The sequence below is a fragment of the Variovorax sp. LjRoot175 genome, from assembly GCF_964253805.1.
Lineage (GTDB): Bacteria > Pseudomonadota > Gammaproteobacteria > Burkholderiales > Burkholderiaceae_C > Variovorax.
Genome location: NZ_CAXURY020000001.1, coordinates 705,970 through 727,156, shown reverse-complemented (window position 1 = coordinate 727,156; position 21,187 = coordinate 705,970). Strand labels below are relative to the sequence as shown.

Sequence of the window (21,187 nt, the reverse complement as noted above, 5' to 3'; positions counted from 1 at the left end):
TTTTTATTGAAGTGCTGCGCGCGAAAGAGCGGCATCGCCATCGATGCGGACATCGGGCGCATCGCGCTTGCGCTTGCACTCGCCGAGCCACGAGGACCAGCCCAGCCGGGGCGCGTTGCCCCGCTGCCGGCCCAGGCGCGTGGGCGGCACTTCATGTTTTTCGAGAATCAGCTCTGCATCCCAGCACAGCTCGTCGCCCAAGAGCTGCTGCATCCAGCGCTGCAGCGCGGGCCGTGCCGAGCCGATCGGGAGGAACATGCGGTAGCGCTCGAAGCTGAGCGGACCGAGGTGCAGCCGCACGCGGTGCTGGCGATCCCAGGCGCGCCGGCCGAGCATCGCGCCCATGCCCAGCGAGCGCGAAGCTTCGCCGCGGCCCAGGCGCGTGAGTTCCTCCACGGGCAGCGTCATCCAGTGCCCGACCCAGGGCTCGAGCCGCACCGGCACGCCGAAGTAGCTCTGCAGCACCGCCTCCACGCCCTCGGAGTTGTGCACGCGACGTGCGAGCCAGCCCGAGAAGTGCAGCCGCGCGTCGTCGTGGATCTCGTCGCGCTCCTGCCGCGCGGCGGTGCCGATGCCGACCAGCGCGCCCACCTGGCGGCGGAAGGCGTCCTCCTTCGGCCGGTCCAGCCCCACCGCCGGCCTGGCCTGGGCCCAGGCGCGGTAGAAGAACAGGCTGAAGCGGTGCGCGAAGCTGTCGAGAAAAGCGAGCCAGGTCGGATCGCCATGGTTGATCGTGCGCTCGCGGATGAAATCGCTCAGGTGCACCGGCAGCGGGCCGTTGGGCCCGAGGTAGCCGAAGAAATGCTGGCGCAGCCGCGGCGGCGAATGCGCGCCGGCCGGCTCGAAGCGGCTGAAGCTCGCGGGCGCGAAGGACAGCGATGGCTCCTGCCCCACGCGCACCGGCTCGGCGCCGGGCAGCAACGCGCGGCCCCAGCGCGGCGACGGCGCCGCGAGCGCCTCCAGCCGCCGCATGAGGGCGAAGTAGTCGTAGGCCCAGGGCTCCGCCGCGCAGGCCTGCAGGCGCTCGGCCACGCTCTCGGGCCGCGCCGCCGGCACGGCTACAGGATCGGGCGTGCCCCGCACAGCGGCCTCCATCGCATGATCTCGCCCTTGCCCGAGGCCGTGAGCACGGTCTCGACGAAGTGGTTGACCTCCACGTGGCGCGCCAGGTAGCGCGCCATGACGGCCCCGAACAGGAAGGCACTGTGGCCGTGGAAGGCATTACGGTCGACCTCGAGCGTGACCTCGAGCCCGCGGCCGAAGGCGATCGGCCCGGCCAGCGGCAGCCGGCGCGCCACCGGCCTGGCGCGCACCGACAGCAGCCCACGCACCTGGCTCTGACGCACCTCGTCGGCATGCGTGGCATAGAGCATCAGCATCTCGCGCAGCGCGGCCGCGCCTTCTTCGCGCGAACTGTCGGCGAGCGACAGGTAGTTGAGAGCCAGGTGGTCGACCACCCGCCAGCCCAGGCCCTGGCCCACCACCGGCGAGACCGGCCGCGAGGGGCCGCGAACCATGCGCACGCGCTGCACCGGGGACGAGTCGATGCAGTCGAAGTCGCACTCGCGGCCCAGCGGCATCAGGAGCGGCAGGTCGCGGTTGGTCACCAGCGCGGTGACGGCCAGCTGCCGCAGCGCACCGGAGTAAGGCGCCTGTTGCGGATCGACGATCTGCATGTAGAGCTCGGAGCCGATGTGGCTGCTGCGATGCCCTTCGGTGCGCTGCTTGACCGACAGCATGCGCGGCTCGCGCGTGGTGGTGAAGTAGGCCGGGTGGCTGTGGCGCGCGCCGTGGAAGGCCGCATAGAAGGGCAGGAAGGGCTGTTCCAGCGCCGCGCCGGCTGTGCCCGAGTTGCCGTGGCCGACCACCTCGGTCACGGTGTGCACCTCGAAGTCCTGCGGGCGCGTGCGGTCGGGCACCAGGTGGAACTGGCTCACGCCCTCATTCACGGCCACGCGGTCGAGCCGCTTGCTGAAGAGATTGACGACCGGCACACAATGCAGTTGCACGTTCTCGGCGCTGACCAGTTTTTCGAGCGCCGCATCGCCGCGCGAGAACAGCACCACGATCTCCACCTCGGTCACGGCCATCGACGCGAGCACGCGCTGCAAGCCGGTGATGCGCGCGAACTGGAAGCGCTGCGGAAAGGCGAAGTACTCCTGTACCAGCCGATGGCCGGAGAAGCCGGTGGCGGTGACGGGCAGCAAGGCCTCGTCGTCCTCGAATCCCGCGGGCTGCACCGCGCTCGCGGGCAGGTGGCGCACCGCGCTGCCGGCCGCACCCGTGGCCGCGCCGCCGGCGGCCAGCGGCTGCACCATCACGCCGATGGCTTTGCCGAGCATGCACTCGTGCAGCTGCCAGGCCACATCCTCGGCGCCGCCGAAGTGAATCAACAGTTCGTCGAGCGGAATCTGGTCGAACTTGAGGCCGGCGGTGGCGTGCAGCGCGATGCGCAGGCCGCCGCGGATCTCGCGCGACTGCGCATGCTGGGCGAGCGGCAGGTCGGGCGCGTAGCTGAAGTACTGCGCCCGCAGCACTTCGACCGGCCAGAGGCGCAGCGCCCGCGCGGTGCGGAACTCGCAGTGCGTGTTCTGCCCCACGGCCTGGCGCGCGCGCAGGCCGCTGCCGCGCGGCAGCGCGGGCCCGGTCGCGAGATTGGCATCGTCGGGGTCGACCGCCATGGACACCACGGCCATCGATGGCGTGGGCGCCATGAAGTGCGGATAGACGATGTCGAGCAGATGCCCGGTGAAGCGCGGGTATTCGGCATCGAGCTTCAGGGCAACGCGCGCCGACAGGAAGGCGGTGGCTTCGATCAGCCGTTCGACGTAGGGGTCGGCGACCTCCTGGCCCTCGATGCCCAGCCGGTTCGCGATCTTCGGGAAGGCGCGCGCGAACTCCGCCGAGCTCTCGCGGAAGTAGCGCAGTTCCTGTTCGTACAGGGTCAGCAGGCGCGGGTCCATGGCTGGGCTACCGCTGAGGGCTTGTCATGTCCTCAATTTCGATCCGGCCCTCCTCCAGGTCGATTCGGCTGCGCATCAAAAACTCCAGCGGCACGGGCTGGGCCCAGAGCATGCCGCGGATCCGAAGGCCAATGCGGTTGTGGGAATCAAGTGCCGAGCCTTCCATGACGAGTTCAACTTCGAGTGTGCGAGGCAGGATGCGGGGCTCGAACTGCAGGATGGCGTTCTTCAGAGCCTGTTCCATGCTGACACGCTGAACGGAGGACGTGAACTGGCCGGACAGCATAGGCAATCCGTAGTTGAGGACCGAGCGCGCCGCATTCGGAAAACGCTTGTCGTCGAAGGCCAGGCCATGGCCGGTGGCATTGAAGAGCCAGCTCAGGTCGCGCAGCACGGCCTGGCGCAGCGCCTGCCGGGTCAGCGTGCGCTTGTCGTCGCTCTCGCGCTGCTCGCCGGGCGCATGGTCGACCAGGCGATCGAGCAGCGAGGGCTGCAAGCGTTCCTGTGCGGTGAGTTCAGGCATCGCCGGTCGAGAACAGGATCTCGCGCACGTCCATCAGCGCATGCTCGGCGCCATCGCTGCTGCTCAGCATGCGCTGGCCGAGCCCGGCCCAGACCTCGGGCTGCAGCTCGCGCCACTCGGTCTTGCGCGCGAGCTGCAATGCGCCGTCGCCGCTCTTCTCGGTGCCTTCGTAGCGCACGGGCACCAGCGCCAGCGTCTCGCCGCCGTTCTCGAACTGCAGATGCGCCGGCAGCCACACGCAGTCGCGCAGGTCTTCGGGCGGATCGAGCTTCACGTGTGCCAGCCGGGCATAGGGAATCCAGTAGTAGCGGCCGTTCACGAAGGCCTCGAGCACCGGGCCCAGGCGCATGTCGGCGTCGGCCAGCCATTCGAAGGGCTTGCCGTCGAGCGTGCCCGGCGTGGCGGGCGCGGCGTCGAAGGCGCGCTCGCGCAGGTCTTCGGCGAGCTGCGCGTCGCCCGCACCCTGGCGCAGCAGCGATTCGATCAGGAGCGCCAGCCATTCGTCGGGCTGGCCGAAGACCATCGGCGTGCGCGTGCCGGCGAACACGTCGGCGCGCAGGCCCTCGCAGCGCACGGCCTCGCCGTAGACCTGCTTCATCGGAATGGCCATCGCATCGAGCTCGGCCGCGACGTTGAGCTGGTTGAGCGCACGCTCCCACTGGCCGAGCACGCACAGCAGCTGGGCCAGGAAGACGCGCAGCTTGCTGTCGGCGGGCTTGGCGCGCACTTCATCCGTCAGTGCCTTGAGCGCGGCCGCGGGGTCGGCGGCCTGGAGGAATTCGGCAGAGTTCGTCATGTCCGGCCTCACTTTTTGATGGTGCAAGTGCGTACGGCGCCGCGCAGGCCCGTCTCGCTCTGCGGCGCGGAGCGGATCTCGAGCCCCTGGTATTCGATCTGGATGATTTCGCGCGGCCGCGCCGACCTGGCGGCGGTCAGCATCGTGTGGTTCAGCAGGCGCGCCTGGGTCAGCTCCAGCTCCAGGTGCGGCTGCAGGTCTTTGGAGGTATCGCCGCCGGCCTTGTACACCGAGATCACCACCTTCAGGTCGTTCACCTGGTCGCGCAGCAGGCTCGCGATCGAAGCGCTCGCGGCATCGCAATCGCGAACGACGAAGACCGCCGCTGCGCGCAGCTGCCCCTTGGTGGAACCCGGCGGCGAGAACACGTCCAGCTGGTAGCGGAAGCCACCGACCTCCAGGCGCGACTTGCCGTCCGCGAAGGGGCGCGTCGAATCGCCTTCGATCGCCTTGCCCTTGGATTCGAGCAGCATCCAGTAGTCGTCGCCCGCCTCTTCGGAGACCAGGTCGAGCAGGCGCAGGCCCTCGTCCGGGTCCACCGAGCCATCAGAAGTCCAGCCCATGTCGATCTCCTAGAAAAAAATCATCGCGGCAAAGACCTGCCGCTCTTTCGGTGCACCGAGTTGCCCGCGCACGCGCAGATCGGGGGCCAGGGCCGGATCGACGCCCGCGCCGAACAGGCGCGGCGCGCTGTGCGGCGCGGCCGGCGTCGCCAGCACGAAGAGGCGCGCACCCGGGCCCGCCAGCCAGGGCAGTTCGAAATGCTTGGCCGCCGGCAGCTCGCGCGTGCCGCGTTCGAAACGGTTGCTCGCGCCGGAGGCATCGGGGTACACCGGTCGCAGGCCGCCTTCCGGGTCGATGCCGACGATCACCATGTCGAGCGAAGTCCCGCCGGTATTGCGCACGCGCAGCACGCGTCGCTCGCCCGCGAGCAGCGGGCCCGGCGTGGCGCTGCGGGCGAGGGGCTCGCTGCGCAGCATGCGGTCGGCACGCCAGGTTTCCAGCGCGGCCTCGAAGCCGTCGAGTCGCGCGCCGCCGGCCAGCCGGTTCAGCTCGCCGAGCCACTTGAGACGCGCGAAGCCCTGCAGCCGCTCGCGCAAGGCTGCGGGGTCGGCCGCGACCTGGCCCGTGCCGGTTCCGAGCGCGGGCGAGAGCAGCTCCAGCCGATGGCCGGCGGGGCCGAGATCGGTCCAGCGCAGATCGGCTTCGCTCCCGTCCTCGCCCGCGCGCGCCAGGCGAATGGAGGCGGGGTAGTCGAAGCTCAGTCCCGCGGGCAAGGGCTTGTCGGCGCGCACGCGCAACGCGAAGGCGGCCGGCTCGGCCAGCGGCGTCACGCTCCACAGCGCGCTGCCCGGCACATCGCGCAGCGCGGCCGGCACCGGCAGCTGCGCGCCGGCCGGATCGAGTTGCGCCAGCACAGCGGCCGCGCTGCGCCGGGTGCCGTCTTCCAGGCTCGCGAGCACGCGCAGCTCCTGCCGCGGCACCAGCCCGTCGAGCTGGCCGGCCTGGATCGCGAGGCTCGCGCCGCTGCGCTGCGCACGCCACACCGGACGCGTGCCGAGCGGCTGAGGGCCGTTGGCGAACAGCGGCGCATCGAGATTGCCCTCGGCCACGGGCGATGGCAGCTCGCGTTGCGGAAAGCGCGCTTCGAGTTCGGAGATCACCGGCGGGTAGAGCGCAAGCACGCCGTCGAAGAGCTCGCGCCAGGTCGCGGGCCGGCGCTGCAGCGCCTCGGCCACGGCCCAGGTCAGCAGGCCCTGCGGCTGCGCGTCGCGGCCCTTGCGCGGCAGCCGCAGCTCGGGCGTGACCTGGTGGCTTTCGGATGCGAAGAAGGCCACGTAGCGGGCTCGAGGCACGGCCGGGGCCGCGGGTGCCGTCGGTGCGGCGGCGGAGGCGCCGGCCGCGCCTTGCGCGAGCAGGTCGGCGCGGATGCCGCGAAAGCGCACCTCGTCGTCCGGCGGACCCACAACAACCTCGGCGCTCGCGGGCGCTCGGCCGCGCGTCATCGAGGCGGCCGAGCAGGTGTCGAACACCGACCAGACGAACACGTTGCGCGCCAGGAAAGCCTGCACCCAGCCGTCGAAATCGACGTCGCGCAGGCCGCCCGGCAAGGCGCCGCTGCCGCCCACCGCGCCGCGCACGTCGCGCGCGAGAAAGTTCTCGGCCAAGCCGTCCGGCTCCTGGTAGCGCTTGCTCGCATCGCGCCAACGCGTGCCGTGGCCCGAGAAATAGAGCAGCACGAAGTCGCCGCTTTGCGACTGCTCCAGCAGCCGCCCCAGCGCCTCGTGGATGCGCTGCGCCTCGGGCAGCGCTGCGCCGCTCACGCCGTCGGCCACGACCGTGATGTCGGTGGCCGCGAAGCCCTGCTTCAGCAGGGCCTCGCGCATCAGCATCACGTCGTTGCGCGGCGCCTGCAGCCACAGCGACGCAGGCTGGTTGACCAGTTCCGACACGCCCACCAGCAAGGCGCGCTGCGCCGCACCCGCGCAGGTGGCTGCGGCCAGCATGGCCAGCAGCAGCACGGTGCGCAGGCGGCGCCTCGTCACGGCGGCCCCACCGATTCGACCAGCGGCGAACCCGCCAGCATGGCGCGGCCCTGCGCCGCATCGGCCAGGAAGCGCAGGCGCCAGCGGCCCTCGGCATCCGGTCCGCCCACCAGCTCGGCGCCGGCCGAGCGCAGCAGCGCGTTCGCATCGTCCATGCCGACGCCGGCCTTCCAGCGCAGGCTCAGCTCGGCCGGCGCGGCGGAAGTGACGGGGCCCTGCACCGAACGGAACCGGACCTCGTCGTCTCCGGCGCCGGGCCGCATCAGGGTCGCGTTCTGCACCACGACCACCAGTGCCAGCAGCGCCAGCGCGGGCCGCACCACCCGGTCGGCGCCGAACCAGGCCTTCACACGCGACCACCAGCCCTCCCCGGCCGGCGCCGCGACGGACAGGCTGCCCGGCTTCGGCGTGGCCTGCAGCGGCGTGGCGAGCCGGGCGGCGGCTTCGAGATAGAGGCTCTGGTAGTCGGCACGCGGATCGGCCACGCCCAGCGGCGTGCCCGAGAGCACGGAGAACACGCCGCCGGCCGTGCGCAGCGCGATGCGGCCGGGCTCGGGCTCGATGGCCAGCGGCTGCTGCACGGCCCATTCGTCGTGCACCGCACGGATCGCGGCCAGCCGCGTGGCCGACACCTCGCCGAGCACGCGGGCGCAGAGCTGCGGCGTCTGTTCGAGCGTGAGCACGTTCCAGGTCTGGATCAGACCGAACATCGGCTCGAAGGGTTCGTCGCCGGGCTCGAGCAGCACGTCGTAGGCGCTGGCCCAGTCGGCTTCGCTGGCGGCCATCCAGCCGCGCCACAGCGTGCCGTGCAGGCACTTGTCGAGCAGCACGCCGAGCAGCCGGCCTTCGTGCAGCACGCTCACCAGGCGGCCCGGCGCCCAGCGGGCCGGAAAGGCGCGCTGGGCCACGGCCTCGCGGCGGCGGGCGAGCTCGGTCAAGGGCAGCAGAAGGGTCTCGTCGAATTGGCGGGCCGGGATCGCGGCGGGCTCCGCCAGCGTTGCCGCGCCTTCGCCCGCAGGGGCGAGATCGCCGCCGCGTCCCAGGGTGCCGCGGATGAGGCTGAGCGGGGGCCAGAGATCGATGGGCATGGTGCGTGTTCCTGAAAGTCTTATGTCTTCAGGCATAAGACGCTTCAGCGCCCAGGATTTTGAAAACCTGCAGGATCGCGCCCATGTTGCCGGCCTCGATCGCGATGCCCAGGGTCTGCGTGATCCACTGGCCCAGCGTGGTGCGCGCATAGTCGGCCGGCAGGCCTTCGCGCTTGTGCACGAGGCCGAGCCGGCCGGCGCGGTAGTGGTAGGAGGCGATGGCGTGGCGCGAGGCCACGCCCGACAGCCCGCCCGCCGCCTCGCGGCCGAAGCCTTCGCACAAAAGGATGCGCTCGGGCTCGGGCAGACCCGCGATGAAGGCGCGCGCCGCGGCATGCACCGAGGGCGCGTTGAGGCCGTGCTCGGCCAGTTCGTCTTGCGCGTTGTCGGCCGCGCCAACCTGCGCCTCGAGCTGGCTCTCGGTGATCTGGTCGCCGATCGAGAGCTTGCGGCGGAAGGCGCTCGCGCGCGTGCAGTCGATCAGGTAGCGCCGGAAGTAGGCACACAGCGCGAAGGCGCTCGACGGCGCGCTGTGGCTTGCGGCCTCGCCGCGCGCGGCATCGTCCGCTTCGTCCGGATCGGCATCGAGCCGCAGCACCTTGACATAGATGAACTGCGCCACCAGTTCCTGACGGCCCTCGCCGAGCACGCGCAGCTCGGGCGGGTTGCAGCTGCGCAGCGCGCCGCCGACGATGCGGTACATCTCGCCCATCTCGCCGGGGGACAGCGTCTGCCTGCGCCGCCAGAGGCGGACGAGTTCGACGCTTTGCTCCGAAGACAGGGTCTCTTGCATGGTGTGTTTCGCGACTACGGTGTCTTTGCCCGTTGGGCTGTCCGCCCGGTATGCGGCGGCTGCGTGCGCTTCGAAGGCCTGGCGCCCTCACCCCCGCCCTCTCCCGGAGGGAGAGGGAGTAAGACCTGCGCGTGAAGCGTTCTGCCTTGTTCCCTCTCCCTCCGGGAGAGGGCTAGGGTGAGGGGTCGGCCGGCACAGGGCATACCGCCCGCCGACGCGCCCATCAGCCTTGCGGCGTTCCTAGTCATCGACGCACGCGCCTTCTTCAGGCACAAGGCATTGCGGCAAGTCTGCACCGACCGCCGCCCCACGCGTGCGAATGGTCGAGGTCGCGGCCGCCGCCACCGCGAGGCCGCGCGGCAGCAGGATCCACAGCTGGCCGCGCTCCTTCATGCGCCGGGCCTGGGTCGCGGCCTGCTGGCCGTTGCCGAAGAAATAGTCGGCCCGCACCGCGCCGCGGATCGCGCCGCCGGTGTCCTGCGCGATGGTGAGGCGCTGCATCGGCGTGCCGGTGCCGGGCGCACGCGTGGAGACGAAGACCGGATAGCCCAGCGGCGTGCTGCGCGGATCGACTGCGATCGAGCGGCCGGCCGACAGCGGCACGCCGAAGGCACCGACCGGCCCGCCGCCGCTGCCCGGCGACTCCTTGAAGAACACATAGCTCGGGTCCTTGATGCCGGTGCCGATCACCGGCCCGGCCACGCGCCGCCCCGGCACCATGACCGCACCGCTGTTGACCGGACGCGCGAGCGTGAAGCCGCGGGTGCGGATCACCGAGGTGTCGTTGCTGTCCTCGTCGTCATCGCCGTCGTCGAGTTCGAGCTCGATCGCGCCGCCGCGCACCTTGACGGGACTGCGCGTCTTGCCCGAGGAGGACTGCGCCAGCGTCGGCCGGAAGGGCTGGCCGTTCTGTTCGGCATAGGCGACGCGGATCACGTCGCCGTTGGGCAGCCGGATTCGGCCCGAGCCCTGGATCTGCATCTCGTAGAGCGCGGTGGCGCTGTTCACGAAGGCCAGCACGCGCGCGTTGGGCGCGCCCTTGGTCTCGATCTCTTCGCGCGTGTAGTAGGGCAGCAGGCGCCTGCCCTCGATGCGCAGGCGTACCTTGCGGTCCAGCGTGTCGCGCGTGATGGCCGAGAGGTCGAGCGCATAGAGGCCCGGCGCGCCCATGTCGCGCGTGCTGAGGCCGCTCTGCACCACCACGTTGCGGCCTTCGACGCGCGCCGCCACCGTGCCGCTGCCGGCCGGCAGCTTGCGCGCATCGGCGAACAGCATGTCTTCGGGCTGGCCGTACACCGGATAGATGAAGGGCGGCGCGTACTGCCGGCTGCCGGTGATCTCGGGCTCGAAGTAACCGGTGACCACGCCGTCGGGCCGGCGGTCGTCGTCGCGGATCTGGTAGGCCGAGAACTCGCGCTCGAAGAAGCCGCGGATGGCCGGATTGCTCTTGTCGTCGACGGCGCGCGCGCGATCGCAGACCTGCCGCCATTCGGTGCCGCGGCCGGTCAGCACCTTGCAGCTGCCGAGGAAGGCAGGCCAGCTTTCGGCGAAATCGTCGCGGCCCCAGCCCGGCACGGCGTCGAAGCCCACCGAGGTGTAGGTGGCAAGCTGGGTCGAGAAGGTGCGCGACTGGCCGGCCACGCTGGCGCCGGCGCTGGTCGAAGCCGGGCGCGAGGCGGAGGGCGCGGGCGTGACCTGCGCAGCCGCGGCTGCCGCGGGCGCGGCGGCGGGGGCACTGGCCGTGGCCGGTGTGGAGCTTGTGGAGCTTGTGGAGCTGACCCCCGGCATCGTGCCGCAGGCCGCCAGCGCGGCCATCGCGATGGCGGCGGCACCCCAGCGGGCGGGTGAAGCGAAGGGCAGTGAGGAAGGCTTGTTCATGAAGAACTCCTGGTCTGGGGGGCGGGGCCTGACGGGCCGCTGCCCCACAGACGATTACTTCTCGGTGATTTTGAAAAACGCGCTGCCATAGACGTCGTTGCACGGTGTGTTGGGCGCGCACACCGGCTTGCCCGCGAGCGGCGGCGGCCCGCTGCCGCGCGCGGCCTCGAGCGCTGCCAGCACGGGCAGCGGGAACTGTGGGAACACGCCGTCGTTCTGGATGCCCGAGGCGCTGAAGTCGCGCTCGTGCTCGCTGACCAGCACCGCGAACTGGTTGATGCCGGCCGGCCCGCCCGCGTCCATCGGCCACGAAGCGCGCGGCAGCGACAACGCAGCACCGGCGCCGATCTTGTTGTACTTGTCGAGCAGGTTCGGGAACAGCAGGAACAGCTCGCCGCCGCTGGACAGCAGGTAGACGTAGACGAAGCCTTCGCGCTTGCTGCGCACTTCGAAGCCCAGCCTGTCCTTGCCGATCGCGACCTCGGCCTTGCGCGGGTTCGCCGTCACCTCGAAGCCCGGCGCGGCGCCTTCGGCCAGCGACTGCAATGACTCGCCCGGCGTGCGCACCTTGGGTGGTGGCGGGGGCGGTGGAGGTGGAGGCGCCGGCGTCTGCGCGACTTCGGTGGACGGCGGCGGCGCTGCGCCGGCCGGCGTCGTGTCGGCCGGCTTGCCCTGGAACCACCACCATCCGCCCGCGGCGGCAATGACGGCCACGGAGGCCACGGCGGCGATGGCCGCGCCCTTGCCCTTGGGAGCCGGCGCGGGCGCGGGTGCCGCAGGACTCGCGCTGCCGGTACGTCCACCCGGTGCCGCCGCGGGTGCCGGCGCCGGCGCACGGATCACCGTCCGGTCGCCATCCAGACCCAGCGCCGCACGCAGCGCTTCCATCGACTGCGGCCTCGATTCGGGCCGCACGCCCAGGCCGGCATCGATGGCCGCGAGCAGCCCGGGGCTGTAGCGCTGCAGCAGCGCCTCGTTGCCTGCCAGCGGCACATAGCTGTCGGCCAGGAGGCGCGCGACCGAGGGCGGCGGCGCGCGGCCGCAGACGGCCACGTGCATCACGGCCGCGAGCGCATAGACATCGGTCCACGCGCCCTGCGACATGTCGGGCATCTCGGCGTACTGCTCGATCGGCGCGTAGCCGGGCTTGAGGATGACCGTGATCGCCTGCGTCTTGTCGGTGATCACGCGCCGCGCGGCGCCGAAGTCCAGCACCACGGGACGGCCCGAGCCTTCGAGCAGGATGATGTTGTCGGGCGCGATGTCGCGGTGGTAGCAGTGGGCGTGGTGCATCACCGCGAGCGCCTGCGTCACGCCGTCCATGATGCGCATCAGCCAGGCTTCGTCAACGCCTCCCGTCATGGCAGCCAGCGCCTGGCGCAGCGTGTCGCCGCGGTAGAAGGGCATCACCATGTAGGTGGTGCCGCGCTCCTGCCAGAAGCGGTAGACCTTGAGCAGCGAGGGATGGTCGAACTGGGCCAGGAGGCGCGCCTCGTTGATGAAGCTGCGCATGCCGAGCTCGAAGGTCTCGCGGTGCCGTTCGGACAAGGGCGCGACCGTGCCGTCGAGCTGGCGCGTCGAGAGCGAGGTCGGCAGGTATTCCTTGATCGCGACCACGCGTTCGAGCGTCGGGTCCCAGGCCTCGTAGACGACGCCGAAGCCGCCCTGCCCGACGATGCGCGTGACCTCGAATTCGGCGAGCCGGCTGCCCACCGGAAGCAACCCAGCCTCGGCGTTGCTCGGCGCTTTCTCGGCGCGCGTGATGCCGGCCACGGTGGGCATCTCGCTCGCCGGCAGCGCGGTGCCGCCGGAGATGACGGTCGCGCCCTCGTCCGGCGTGGGCGCAGCAGGCCGGCCGGTGACGACCTGCGTGCGGTCGTCGCCTTCTTGCGGCGGTGTGCCTGGCGGCCGGTCGTCGTCGGGGCTCATTGGCTAAGCTCCGTGCTACGCACTGCGGTATTCGCCTTGGGAGCGGCCCGGCGGCTCATGCTGCCTCCCCTTCCTGCGCCGCGGCATCGGGTCCGAAGCCGAACAGCGCATCGAACTGGTCATCCTGCGGCAGGCCCTGGCTGGTCATGCCCGGGCCTCGTTCGGCCACCGGATCGGTGAACCACAGCGAGTGGCGCGTCACCGGCAGCGCCAGCGACGGCCCGTCGCCCTCGCCCGCCTCGACCGAAAAGCCCGCAAACAATTCCTGCAGGCGCGCATCGAAGCGCTGCGCATCGAGATCGTGCTCCAGCCCTTCGAGCGCGGCCTGCGCGGCCAGCGTCCACCAGTGCTGCGTGCGCGCCAGCACAGCGCCATGCAGCTCGGGGCGCGAGGACACCAGCTCGGATGCGATTGTGAAGGGAAAGTAGCGCCCCACGCCGTCGACCGAGGGCATCATCACGCCGAGCCAGCCGCCGGCGCCGATCACGCCCTCGCCGAGCACGAAGCACCAGAGCGGCGCCTGGAGATAGCGCTCGGTCCAGTCTTCGCGCCGCGCGCGCAGCCGCGTGAGCCCATGCTGCAGCCAGCGGTCCCAGGCGTTGCGGAAGGGCTCGGGCAGACGGCGGCTCGCAAAGTCGCCCATGCCGGGCAGCTTGCCGAACCAGCCCGGCGCCATGTTCGAAGCGGCATCCTGTTGCGAATTCACAAGCCCTCCGGACACGCGAACTCCCGCAGCTCGCGCAAGCGGATCGGATGCTGCACGCTGTTGGTCGTCACCTCGAAGCGCGTTTTGCGGGCACCGATCTGGAAGGTGATGAAGAATTTCTCGGGCGCGTCGCCGGCTTCGAGCTGGCCGTCGTCGAGCACGCGGAACAGGGCCCACGGCCCGTCGACCGCCATGCCCGAGCTGCCGCTGGTCGACGGCGGGCTGACCTGCACGCGCACCTGGTTGCTGCCCTTGGGGCCGGGCCATTGCACCGCCATCGGCACCACCGGGCCGTGCGCGTATTTCACGAGCTGGCCGTCGACATCGAGGATGAACTGCGTGATGCCGGCATCCATCTCGACCGGCTTGAAGTCCAGCCGCATGGCGGGCGTGCGGCCGGCGGCGCGGAAGAAGATGTCCTTGATGCGCGCCGCGCGCTCGAACTGCGCGATCGCCTGCGCCGTGATCGCGCCCTGCTCCGCCACCGGCTTGTAGCGCCAGGGCCGCGTGCTGGTGTCGACCAGCGCAGCCAGCCGCTTCTGGAAGAAGTCGTCCATCAGGCCGCCGGGACCGAACATCTGGCCGAAGTCCTCGGGCAGCACGTCGCGCTTGCTGCTGGTGACGAAGGGATAGCGCCCGGCGATCGCGCGGGTGCAGAACTCGGTCACCGGACGCAGGTCCTGGCTCAGGCTGCCGCGCTCGGCCACGCGCGCCTGCGTGGCGCCGGCCTGGCTCAGGTTCTCGACCATGGTGCGCACTGGTTCCGGCAGGCGCCCGGCATCGGACTTGAGCTTGCCGGCCACGTCGCCGGGCGGCGGCGAGCTGCGGCTCTTGACCGCGGTGTCGACTGCGTTGAGGTAGACGTAGACCTCGTTGAAGAGCTTGAGCGCATCGTCGATCGGCGCCGGCCCGTTCGGCGTGGGCGAGGTGACGAGGCGGCGCAGCGGCTCGAAGCGGTCGTCGACGATGCTCTCGATGCGCCTGGGCGCGGCCGCCGGCTTGCTGGGGTCGCCGCCGAACAGGTCTTCCAGGCCCTTGCGCGTGTTGCGCACGGTCTCGGTGGCCTTGCTCACCACGTCCCTGCTGGTCTCGGCCGGCGTCAGCGTGGTCTCCTTGACCACCGCGCGCAGGAAGCTGGCGAGCGGCGAGCCGGTGCCCGAGAGGATGCGCGCGGTCTCGATGTTCTTCTCCAGGCCGGTGGCGCGCATCAGGCGCACGTCGGACAGGAGCGCCTCCCACACCTTGACGTACTCCTCGAGGTAGAGCCTGCGCACGCGGTCGGTCAGCGCGCCGAGCGCGGCGGCGTCACGCAGGCGGTCGGCCGTGCCGCGCTCCTGGCCGAGCACCCACGGGTCCTCGTTGGCGAGCAGGCCGGTGAGCACCGTGACCTCGTTCTGGAAGCGCTTGTGGTAGCCGTCGTAGGTGAACATGCCCGGCACGCCGTCGGCGAGCGGCTTGCCGCTGATGCGCTCGAACACCAGCGGGCCCGCGGGGCCGGCGGCGGTCGCGACGCTGAAGGGCGGGATGTCCTTGCCGAGGCGCTGGCGCTTCAAGCGGCTGAACACGCGCTGCTCCAGCGGATAGCTCGCGAGCACCGCGCGCACGTTGCGCACCAGGTTCTCGTCCATCTTGAGCGGCGAGCGCGGCGGGCCCTGGGCGATCAGCACGTCCAGCTGGTCCTCGAGCAGCTTGCGCTGTTCTTCGGGAATGCCGCGGTCGAGGCTGCGCGCCCAGTCGAGCGTGATCCAGGCCTTGAGCGCATCGGCATCGAAGCGCTCGGGCTGGTGCAGCATCAGGTAGGTCTTGAGCGCCTCGTAGCTGAACTCGAGGTTGTCCTTCTGCGCGGTGCGCAGCTGGTCCTCGATGCGCTTGGCGAGCTGCGGCAGGAAGGCCTCGTTGAGCGCGCGCTGGTGCGCCAGCATCGCGGCGGCATCGAGCTTGTCGCCCTGGTAGAGGCCGAGCGTCATCGACAGCGGCTCCTCGCCTTCGCGGTTCTCGGGCGCCTTCCAGATGTTGCGCAGCGCCTGCAGCACCGGCGCGACCTCGACCAGGTTCGACACGCGCGAAGGCAGCGCTGCCAGCGTCTGCCGCGCCGGCTCGACGCGCGCCTCGACGGCCTTCAGGTAATTCATGTTCTGCCAGGTGCTGTAGCCCCAGCCCGCGAGCAGGGCGACGGTGATCAGCGTCATCGCGGCCACGCCGGCCAGACGCAGCGTGTTTCGGCGTCGTTCGAGCTTGACGTCGGCGCCCGCGAGGCGCTGCTCGGGAAACACCACGTCGCGCAGCAGCGAGGTGAGGAAGTAGCTGCGCCCGCTGCTCTTCTGCGGCGGCAGCATGGCGCGCTCGAGCCCGAAGCTGCGCGCGAGGCTGCCCATCACACGGTCGATCGGGCTGCCTTCCTGCGTGCCGCTGGTGAAGTAGACGCCGCGCACCCACGGCGGCTGCGCGAAGCGCGAGCCGGTGAAGACCTGCTCGAGCAGGTCGGACAACAGCGGCCCGATGGAGCCGAACTGCGCCGGAAAACCGAAGATCGCGGCGCGCCGCGTGCCGTCGGTCTCGCGCTGCATGCGCTGGATCAAGGCGTCGTTGACGCGATCGTGCAGCAAGCCGAACTCGCGCTGGAAGGCGGTGGCGAGCCCCTTCTCGTCGACCTGCGCGCCCTCCTCGGCCGGCAGCGTGAATCCGAAGACCTGCGCGCGCTGCTCCTTGCCCAGATCGGCGAAGTATTCGCTGAAGCCGTAGAGCAGGTCGCTCTTGGTCACGAACACGTAGACGGGCAGGCGCGTCGTGAGCTTGGCGTCGAGCTCCAGCAGCCGCGCGCGGATCGAGGCCGCGAGCGTGCTGCGCGCCTCGGTGCCCTGGCTCAGCAGGTCGGCCACGCTGACGGTGAGGAACACGCCGTTGAGCGGGCGCCGCGGCCGCACCTTCTTGAGCAGGCCGAGGAAGCCTTCCCATGCGCTCTTGTCTTCCGTCTGGTGACTGTCTTGCGTGGTGTAGCGGCCGGCGGTGTCGATCAGCACCGCGTCGTCGGTGAACCACCAGTCGCAGTTGCGCGTGCCGCCGACGCCGCGGATGGCGCCGGGGCCGAACTTGTCGGCCAGAGGGAACGAGAGGCCGGAGTTGATCAGCGCCGTGGTCTTGCCGGCGCCGGGCGCGCCGATGAACACGTACCACGGCAGGTCGTAGAGGTAGCTGCCGCCCGAGAGCGAGAGCCAGTCACGCCAGCCGGGCTTCTTGCCGGCCGCGTGCAGGCGCATCTGCTTCAAGGTGGCCACGGCCTCGGTGAAGCGCGTGTTGAGCACCTTCTGCTCGCCGTTGTCGGCGGCCGCCGCGGGCTGCGCGGTGGGCGCCTTCATGAGGCCGTCGGTCAGATGCTGGCTGGCCTTGCGGGTGCGCCAGCGGCGGTAGACGGCGCGCAGCACCACCAGCAGCACGATGATGCCGATCAACACCGCGCGCGCGAGCTCGCTTTCGAGCGGGGCCAGCGCGCCGATCTTGATCAGCGGGCCGATCCACCAGATCAGCAGTGCGACGACGACGAGGGCCAGCGCGGTCAACAGGAGGGGATGGAAGAGCCATCCGAAAAGCTTTTTCATCGCTTCGCTCCCGCGAGTTCGGCGGCCACCTGGTCCGGCGGGCTCAGGAGCACGATGTCGACGCGACGGTTGCGCGCGCGGTTGGCCGGCGTGTCGTTGGCCGCGACCGGCTCCGCATCGGCCTTGCCGTCGGAGCGCATGCGGGCCGGCTCGATGAAGCTGGAGAGCGCGCCCTTCACCGCATCGGCGCGCGCGGCCGAGAGATGCCAGTTGGACGGATAGCGCATCGAGCGGATCGGCTGGTTGTCGGAATGGCCGGTGATCAGCACCTCGCCCTTGACCTCGGCCAGCGCTTCGCCGATGCGCTTCAGCACCGGCAGCGACTGCGCCATCGGGTCGGCGCTGCCGGAGCCGAAGAAGCTGTCGCCGCGCAGCCGCACGGTGCTGCGGTCGGCCTCGTCGGTGACGGTGACCAGGCCCTGCTTGATCTCGGGCTCGAGGAACTTCGCCAGCCGCGGCGACTTGGCCAGGATGGCGGGCGGCGCGATCTGCAGGTTGGGCACGCGCAGGCTGGAGACCGCCGCGTAGGTGGTGTCGGAGCGGTGGTTGAGCGTGAGCCGCAGGCCGAACCATGCGAGCGCCAGCAAGAGCGCGAAGCCGGCCGCGAACACCCACATCGGCAGCGACTCGCGCAAGCGCGCCGAGCCCGTGCCCTGCCCGCGCCAGTGCGGCGAGAGCTCGGCTTCGACCGGCGGGCGGTCTTTCGCGATCAGGTCGGCCAGGCGCTGGCGCACGGTGTCGAGCTGCGCGCGGCCGTTGTCGATCACGCGGTAGCGGCCCTCGAAGCCGAGCGCGAGCACGCTGTAGATCAACTCGAGCAGTTGCCGATGCGTGGGCACGTCCTGCGCGAGCTTGGCCAGGAGCTGGAAGATCTTTTCGCCGCCCCAGGTCTCGTTGTGGAACTGCACCAGGAGGCTCTGCTTGTTCCAGCCGCCCTGCACGCCCCAGGGCGTGTTGGCCACCGCCTCGTCGAGTGCGGTGCACAGGATGTAGCGCGCGGCCAGCACCGTTTCGTTGGAGATGCCGGCGCGGCGCGCGGCGGCGTCGAACTGGTTCACCGCATCGGCGGTCGATGCCCGTAGCGACTGCACGTTGGGCGCTTGCGCCAGATTGCGCAGCTTGCCTATCAGCACCAGCAGCTTCGCCGCGGCCGACACCAGCGGATTGAGCAAGCCCAGCTCGCCCACTTCGGCCGGCAGCGGATCGCCGCCACCGCCCATCGACGTGGGCGGCACGGCCGGCGTGTTGCCCCCGGGCGCGCGCGGCTTGGGCTTGATGACCGTGCGCTCCGACTCGAAGGCGGCGAAGGGGTCCGGGGTTGTCATGGTGGTGCTCCGGCAGGGGCGCGGGCGAGACGATTACGAGCGAATGGCCCAGAACGCGAGGTCGAGGCCGGGGAAGTCGCCTGCGATATGCATTGCGACGCCGCCCGACTGTTCGAGCTGGCGCCAGAGATCGCTGTTGCGCGTGTCGAGTTCGAAGTAGTTGGCGCCCGAATGAAAGGGGATCTGCCGCGGCGCCACCGGCAGCGGCATCAGCGTGACCCCCGGCAGCGCGAGGTTGACCAGGTCGCGGATGCGCTCCACCGGCGCGATTTTCACCTGCGTGGGGAAGCGCGCGCGCAGCGCCTCGCTCGGCATCTGCGCGTTGACCGCGAGCACGAAGGTGGCGTTGCGCTGCAGCTCGACATCGGGAATCACGGCCACGCGCACGCCGTGCTTGCGGTCGTGCAGCTCGATGCGGATGGCCGATTGCTCCAGCACCATCGACAGGCTGCGCCGCAGGTCGTCCATCACCGGCTTGAAGCTCATCGCCAGGTCGTCGTGGATGTAGGGGCCGAAGCGCGCGACGCGGCGCGAATCGCGAAAGCTCGCCAGGTCGCCGGCCAGCGCCAGCGCGTGTTCGTAGAAACGCTGCGGGTGCAGCATGGCGCTCTTGGCCAGGTGCGCGAACACGGCCTCGTTGCGATTGACCGTCTGCAGCAACATGAAGTCCGCGATCTCGGCCACGCCGCCGGTGCCGCCCTGGCTCATGCGCCCGGCCAGCGCCTCGCCGCGCTGGCGCAACAGGCCCAGCAGCTCGTCGAGCCACGCGCGGATGACGGCATGACCCGCCACGTCGAGCAGCGGCGGCAGCAGCACGCGATCGAGCTGCACCTGGTTGTCGACGCGCCGCTCGACCACACGCGAGACATTGAGCGTGGTCCAGGCATCGGTCGCGTCGCCGGCGCGCATCAGGCGGGTGTGCAGCTGGCCTAGTTGCAACATCGCGGTGCGTTCGCCGGCGGTGTTGGAATCGGGCACGTCGGACTCCAGCACGCGATGGCGCACCAGGTCGTCGTACGCCTCGGCATCGGCCTCGCGCGCGCCCGCGCGGCGCAGCGGCAGGGCCAGCACGACGGCCTCGTCGCGCATCGTGCTCGAGATGTCGATGGGTTCGGGCAGCGGATCGACCGCCGGCATGTCGAACACGGTGCCGTCGCCGAACACGCCGACTGCGCGCACCAGCGCCAGCTTGCCCAGCGAGAGCGCAGCCTGGTCGATCTCGAGCTCGGCAAAACCCCAGGCATATGGCGTGGTGCTTCGCAACAGAAGATGCCGCGCATGATCGGCATGGCGCTCGCTTTGCTGCAGGTGCTGAGGCTGCAGCAGCATCCCCTCGCTCCAAACCACTTTAGTTCGCCAACTCATCCGCGCTCCGTCGACGGCGGGGGCTCCCGCCTGGGTGGAAACATCTAGTTTCCGGCGCGCCGGAGGCGAGGCAAATCTGGCTAATGGCCTAGGCGCAGCGACCGGGATAGTGCTAAGGGGCTAGGCGCAATGAAGCACGAGCCCCTGCAGAAATACGAATTGCCATGGCGATAGCGCGGGCGGATATTCGTTGGCATGTCCGCCCCACGTGCCGCCGACGATCCAGCCGACATGGGCGCGGTCGTGTGCCGGCTGCTCGGAATGCTGGTGCTGGTGCTGGTGCTGGTGCTGGTGCTGGGGTTTGTCCTATTTGCACTGACGGCGGCCGCCCCTGCGCAGGCCCAGCCGGCCGACAAGCGCATCGCGCTGGTGATCGGCAATGCGCGCTATCCGAAGGTGCCGCTGGACAACCCGGAGAACGACGCGCGGCTGATCGCGAACAACCTGCGCAAGCTGGGCTTCGATGTCAACGAGCAGCTCAATGTCAACGTGCTGCAGTTTAGGCGCGCGCTGCGCGAGTTCGCGCGCCGGGTGCAGGAGGACGATGCCATCGCGGTGCTGTACTACGCCGGCCACGGGGTGCAGATCGACGGCCGCAACTACCTGCTGCCGGTCGACATTAACCTGCGCGACCAGGAGGAGGTCAAGGACGAGTCGGTCGACATCGAGGAGCTGTTCCTGAGTCGCATCGAGAAGGCACGCTCGCACCCGCGCATCGTGATCCTCGATGCTTGCCGGGACAATCCTTTCGCCGGCAAGACGCGCAACATCCGCTCCGCCGGCGGGCTGGCGGAGATGGGTGCGCGCGGCACCTTGATCGCGTTCGCCTCGGCGCCCGGCGCACCGGCCGAAGACGGCCCGAGCGGCCGCAACAGCGTCTACACCAAGCACCTGGCCGTGGAGATGATGGTCCCCGGCCTCGAGGTCGAGCAGATGTTCAAGAACGTGCGCGTCAAGGTGCTGCGCGACACCCGTGAGCGCCAGCTGCCCTGGGTCAACACCTCGCTGACCTCGAACTTCAGCTTCAACCCGCAACGCAACCCGCCGCCGGCCCAAGAGCAGCCGGGCCGCGAGGCGGCGCGGCAGCCTCAGGTTCGCGAGCCCGCGGGTCGGCGCTTCGAGCCGAACGAACTCGAGAAGCAGCTCGAGCGCGCGCAACGCGAACTCGACGCCGGGCGCGCAACGGCGCCGCCATCCATCCCGCCACCGGCGCCGCCGCCACAGCCGGCCGCAAAGCCGGCCGCACAGCCGCCAGCACTTCCGGCCCCACAGGTGGCCGCGCTATCGCCCCCCGCGAGCAGCACCACACCCGCCTCGGCAGCGCGCAAGTTCCTGGACCGCGCCGAGGTGGAGCAGCTCCTCGTCGGCAAGACGCACACCCTCAAGGACAGCACAGCGGGCTACCTGATGCGCTGGGACATGCGAAGCGGCGGCCTTATTTATTACAACAGCCAGAGCATCGGCAACGCGAGCAGCAACGGCTCGGGCCGCTGGGAGCTGAAGAGCGACGGGAGCCTCTGCGCCAGGTTCAACCCCGTGCCGCCGAGCCGGCTGACCGACGCGCGCAGGCCCGACGACGGCTGCTGGTATTTCTTCCGCGACGGCGAGAAGCTCATGCGCGCCGGCGCGGCGGCGCCCGAGGCGCAGCCGCAGGCGGAGATCGTGAAGATCCAGTAAGC

15 protein-coding genes are annotated in these 21,187 nt (G+C 70.6%); 1 reads left to right on the top strand and 14 read right to left on the bottom strand.

The features are described from left to right. Positions 1–3: 3 nt before the first annotated feature. The 14 genes from tssG to tssK all read right to left on the bottom strand — a co-directional run bounded on the left by tssG (position 4) and on the right by tssK (position 19,508). Positions 4–1,095 carry a type VI secretion system baseplate subunit TssG gene (gene tssG / locus ACSQ89_RS03700; protein ID WP_436295313.1) on the bottom strand — a complete coding sequence of 364 codons (1,092 nt, stop codon included), beginning with the start codon at positions 1,093–1,095 and terminating at the stop codon, positions 4–6. After that, complete coding sequence (gene tssF, locus ACSQ89_RS03695; protein ID WP_436295312.1) at positions 1,059–2,963, bottom strand: type VI secretion system baseplate subunit TssF; 1,905 nt, start codon at positions 2,961–2,963, stop codon at positions 1,059–1,061. The genes tssG and tssF overlap by 37 nt, the downstream gene beginning before the upstream one ends. Positions 2,964–2,970: 7 nt before the next feature. Then, complete coding sequence (gene tssE / locus ACSQ89_RS03690) at positions 2,971–3,486, bottom strand: type VI secretion system baseplate subunit TssE (RefSeq protein ID WP_093110766.1); 516 nt, start codon at positions 3,484–3,486, stop codon at positions 2,971–2,973. Next, positions 3,479–4,282 carry a type VI secretion system accessory protein TagJ gene (locus ACSQ89_RS03685; protein WP_093110764.1) on the bottom strand — a complete coding sequence of 268 codons (804 nt, stop codon included), beginning with the start codon at positions 4,280–4,282 and terminating at the stop codon, positions 3,479–3,481. Before ACSQ89_RS03685 ends, tssE begins: the two co-directional genes overlap by 8 nt. 8 nt (positions 4,283–4,290) lie before the next feature. Beyond that, positions 4,291–4,845, bottom strand: coding sequence for a hypothetical protein (locus ACSQ89_RS03680; protein WP_436295311.1), 555 nt, complete (start codon positions 4,843–4,845; stop codon positions 4,291–4,293). Positions 4,846–4,854: 9 nt separating this feature from the next. Then, the gene (locus tag ACSQ89_RS03675; protein WP_436295310.1) at positions 4,855–6,828 is read right to left on the bottom strand and encodes a caspase family protein; all 1,974 of its coding nucleotides are present in this window, start codon (positions 6,826–6,828) and stop codon (positions 4,855–4,857) included. Then, complete coding sequence (locus tag ACSQ89_RS03670) at positions 6,825–7,916, bottom strand: hypothetical protein (protein ID WP_436295309.1); 1,092 nt, start codon at positions 7,914–7,916, stop codon at positions 6,825–6,827. The genes ACSQ89_RS03675 and ACSQ89_RS03670 overlap by 4 nt, the downstream gene beginning before the upstream one ends. Before the next feature lie 28 nt (positions 7,917–7,944). After that, entirely contained in the window at positions 7,945–8,709 is a 765-nt protein-coding gene (locus ACSQ89_RS03665; protein WP_436295308.1) for a hypothetical protein, read from the bottom strand. Between the two features lie 240 nt (positions 8,710–8,949). After that, positions 8,950–10,587: a murein transglycosylase A gene (gene mltA / locus ACSQ89_RS03660; RefSeq protein WP_436295307.1), complete on the bottom strand. Its 1,638-nt coding sequence runs from the start codon at positions 10,585–10,587 to the stop codon at positions 8,950–8,952. Between the two features lie 54 nt (positions 10,588–10,641). After that, entirely contained in the window at positions 10,642–12,516 is a 1,875-nt protein-coding gene (locus ACSQ89_RS03655) for a protein kinase domain-containing protein (RefSeq protein WP_436295306.1), read from the bottom strand. A gap of 55 nt (positions 12,517–12,571) precedes the next feature. After that, on the bottom strand, positions 12,572–13,222 hold the full coding sequence (tagF, locus tag ACSQ89_RS03650) for a type VI secretion system-associated protein TagF (RefSeq protein ID WP_436295305.1): 651 nt from the start codon (positions 13,220–13,222) through the stop codon (positions 12,572–12,574). Beyond that, on the bottom strand, positions 13,219–16,818 hold the full coding sequence (gene tssM, locus ACSQ89_RS03645; protein ID WP_436295304.1) for a type VI secretion system membrane subunit TssM: 3,600 nt from the start codon (positions 16,816–16,818) through the stop codon (positions 13,219–13,221). The genes tagF and tssM overlap by 4 nt, the downstream gene beginning before the upstream one ends. Beyond that, positions 16,815–18,143: a DotU family type VI secretion system protein gene (locus tag ACSQ89_RS03640; protein ID WP_436295303.1), complete on the bottom strand. Its 1,329-nt coding sequence runs from the start codon at positions 18,141–18,143 to the stop codon at positions 16,815–16,817. Before ACSQ89_RS03640 ends, tssM begins: the two co-directional genes overlap by 4 nt. A gap of 33 nt (positions 18,144–18,176) precedes the next feature. Beyond that, the gene (gene tssK, locus ACSQ89_RS03635; protein ID WP_093110748.1) at positions 18,177–19,508 is read right to left on the bottom strand and encodes a type VI secretion system baseplate subunit TssK; all 1,332 of its coding nucleotides are present in this window, start codon (positions 19,506–19,508) and stop codon (positions 18,177–18,179) included. 195 nt (positions 19,509–19,703) lie between these two features. Between tssK and ACSQ89_RS03630 the strand changes: the two genes are divergently transcribed. Next, complete coding sequence (locus ACSQ89_RS03630) at positions 19,704–21,185, top strand: caspase family protein (protein ID WP_436295302.1); 1,482 nt, start codon at positions 19,704–19,706, stop codon at positions 21,183–21,185. Positions 21,186–21,187: the final 2 nt, after the last annotated feature.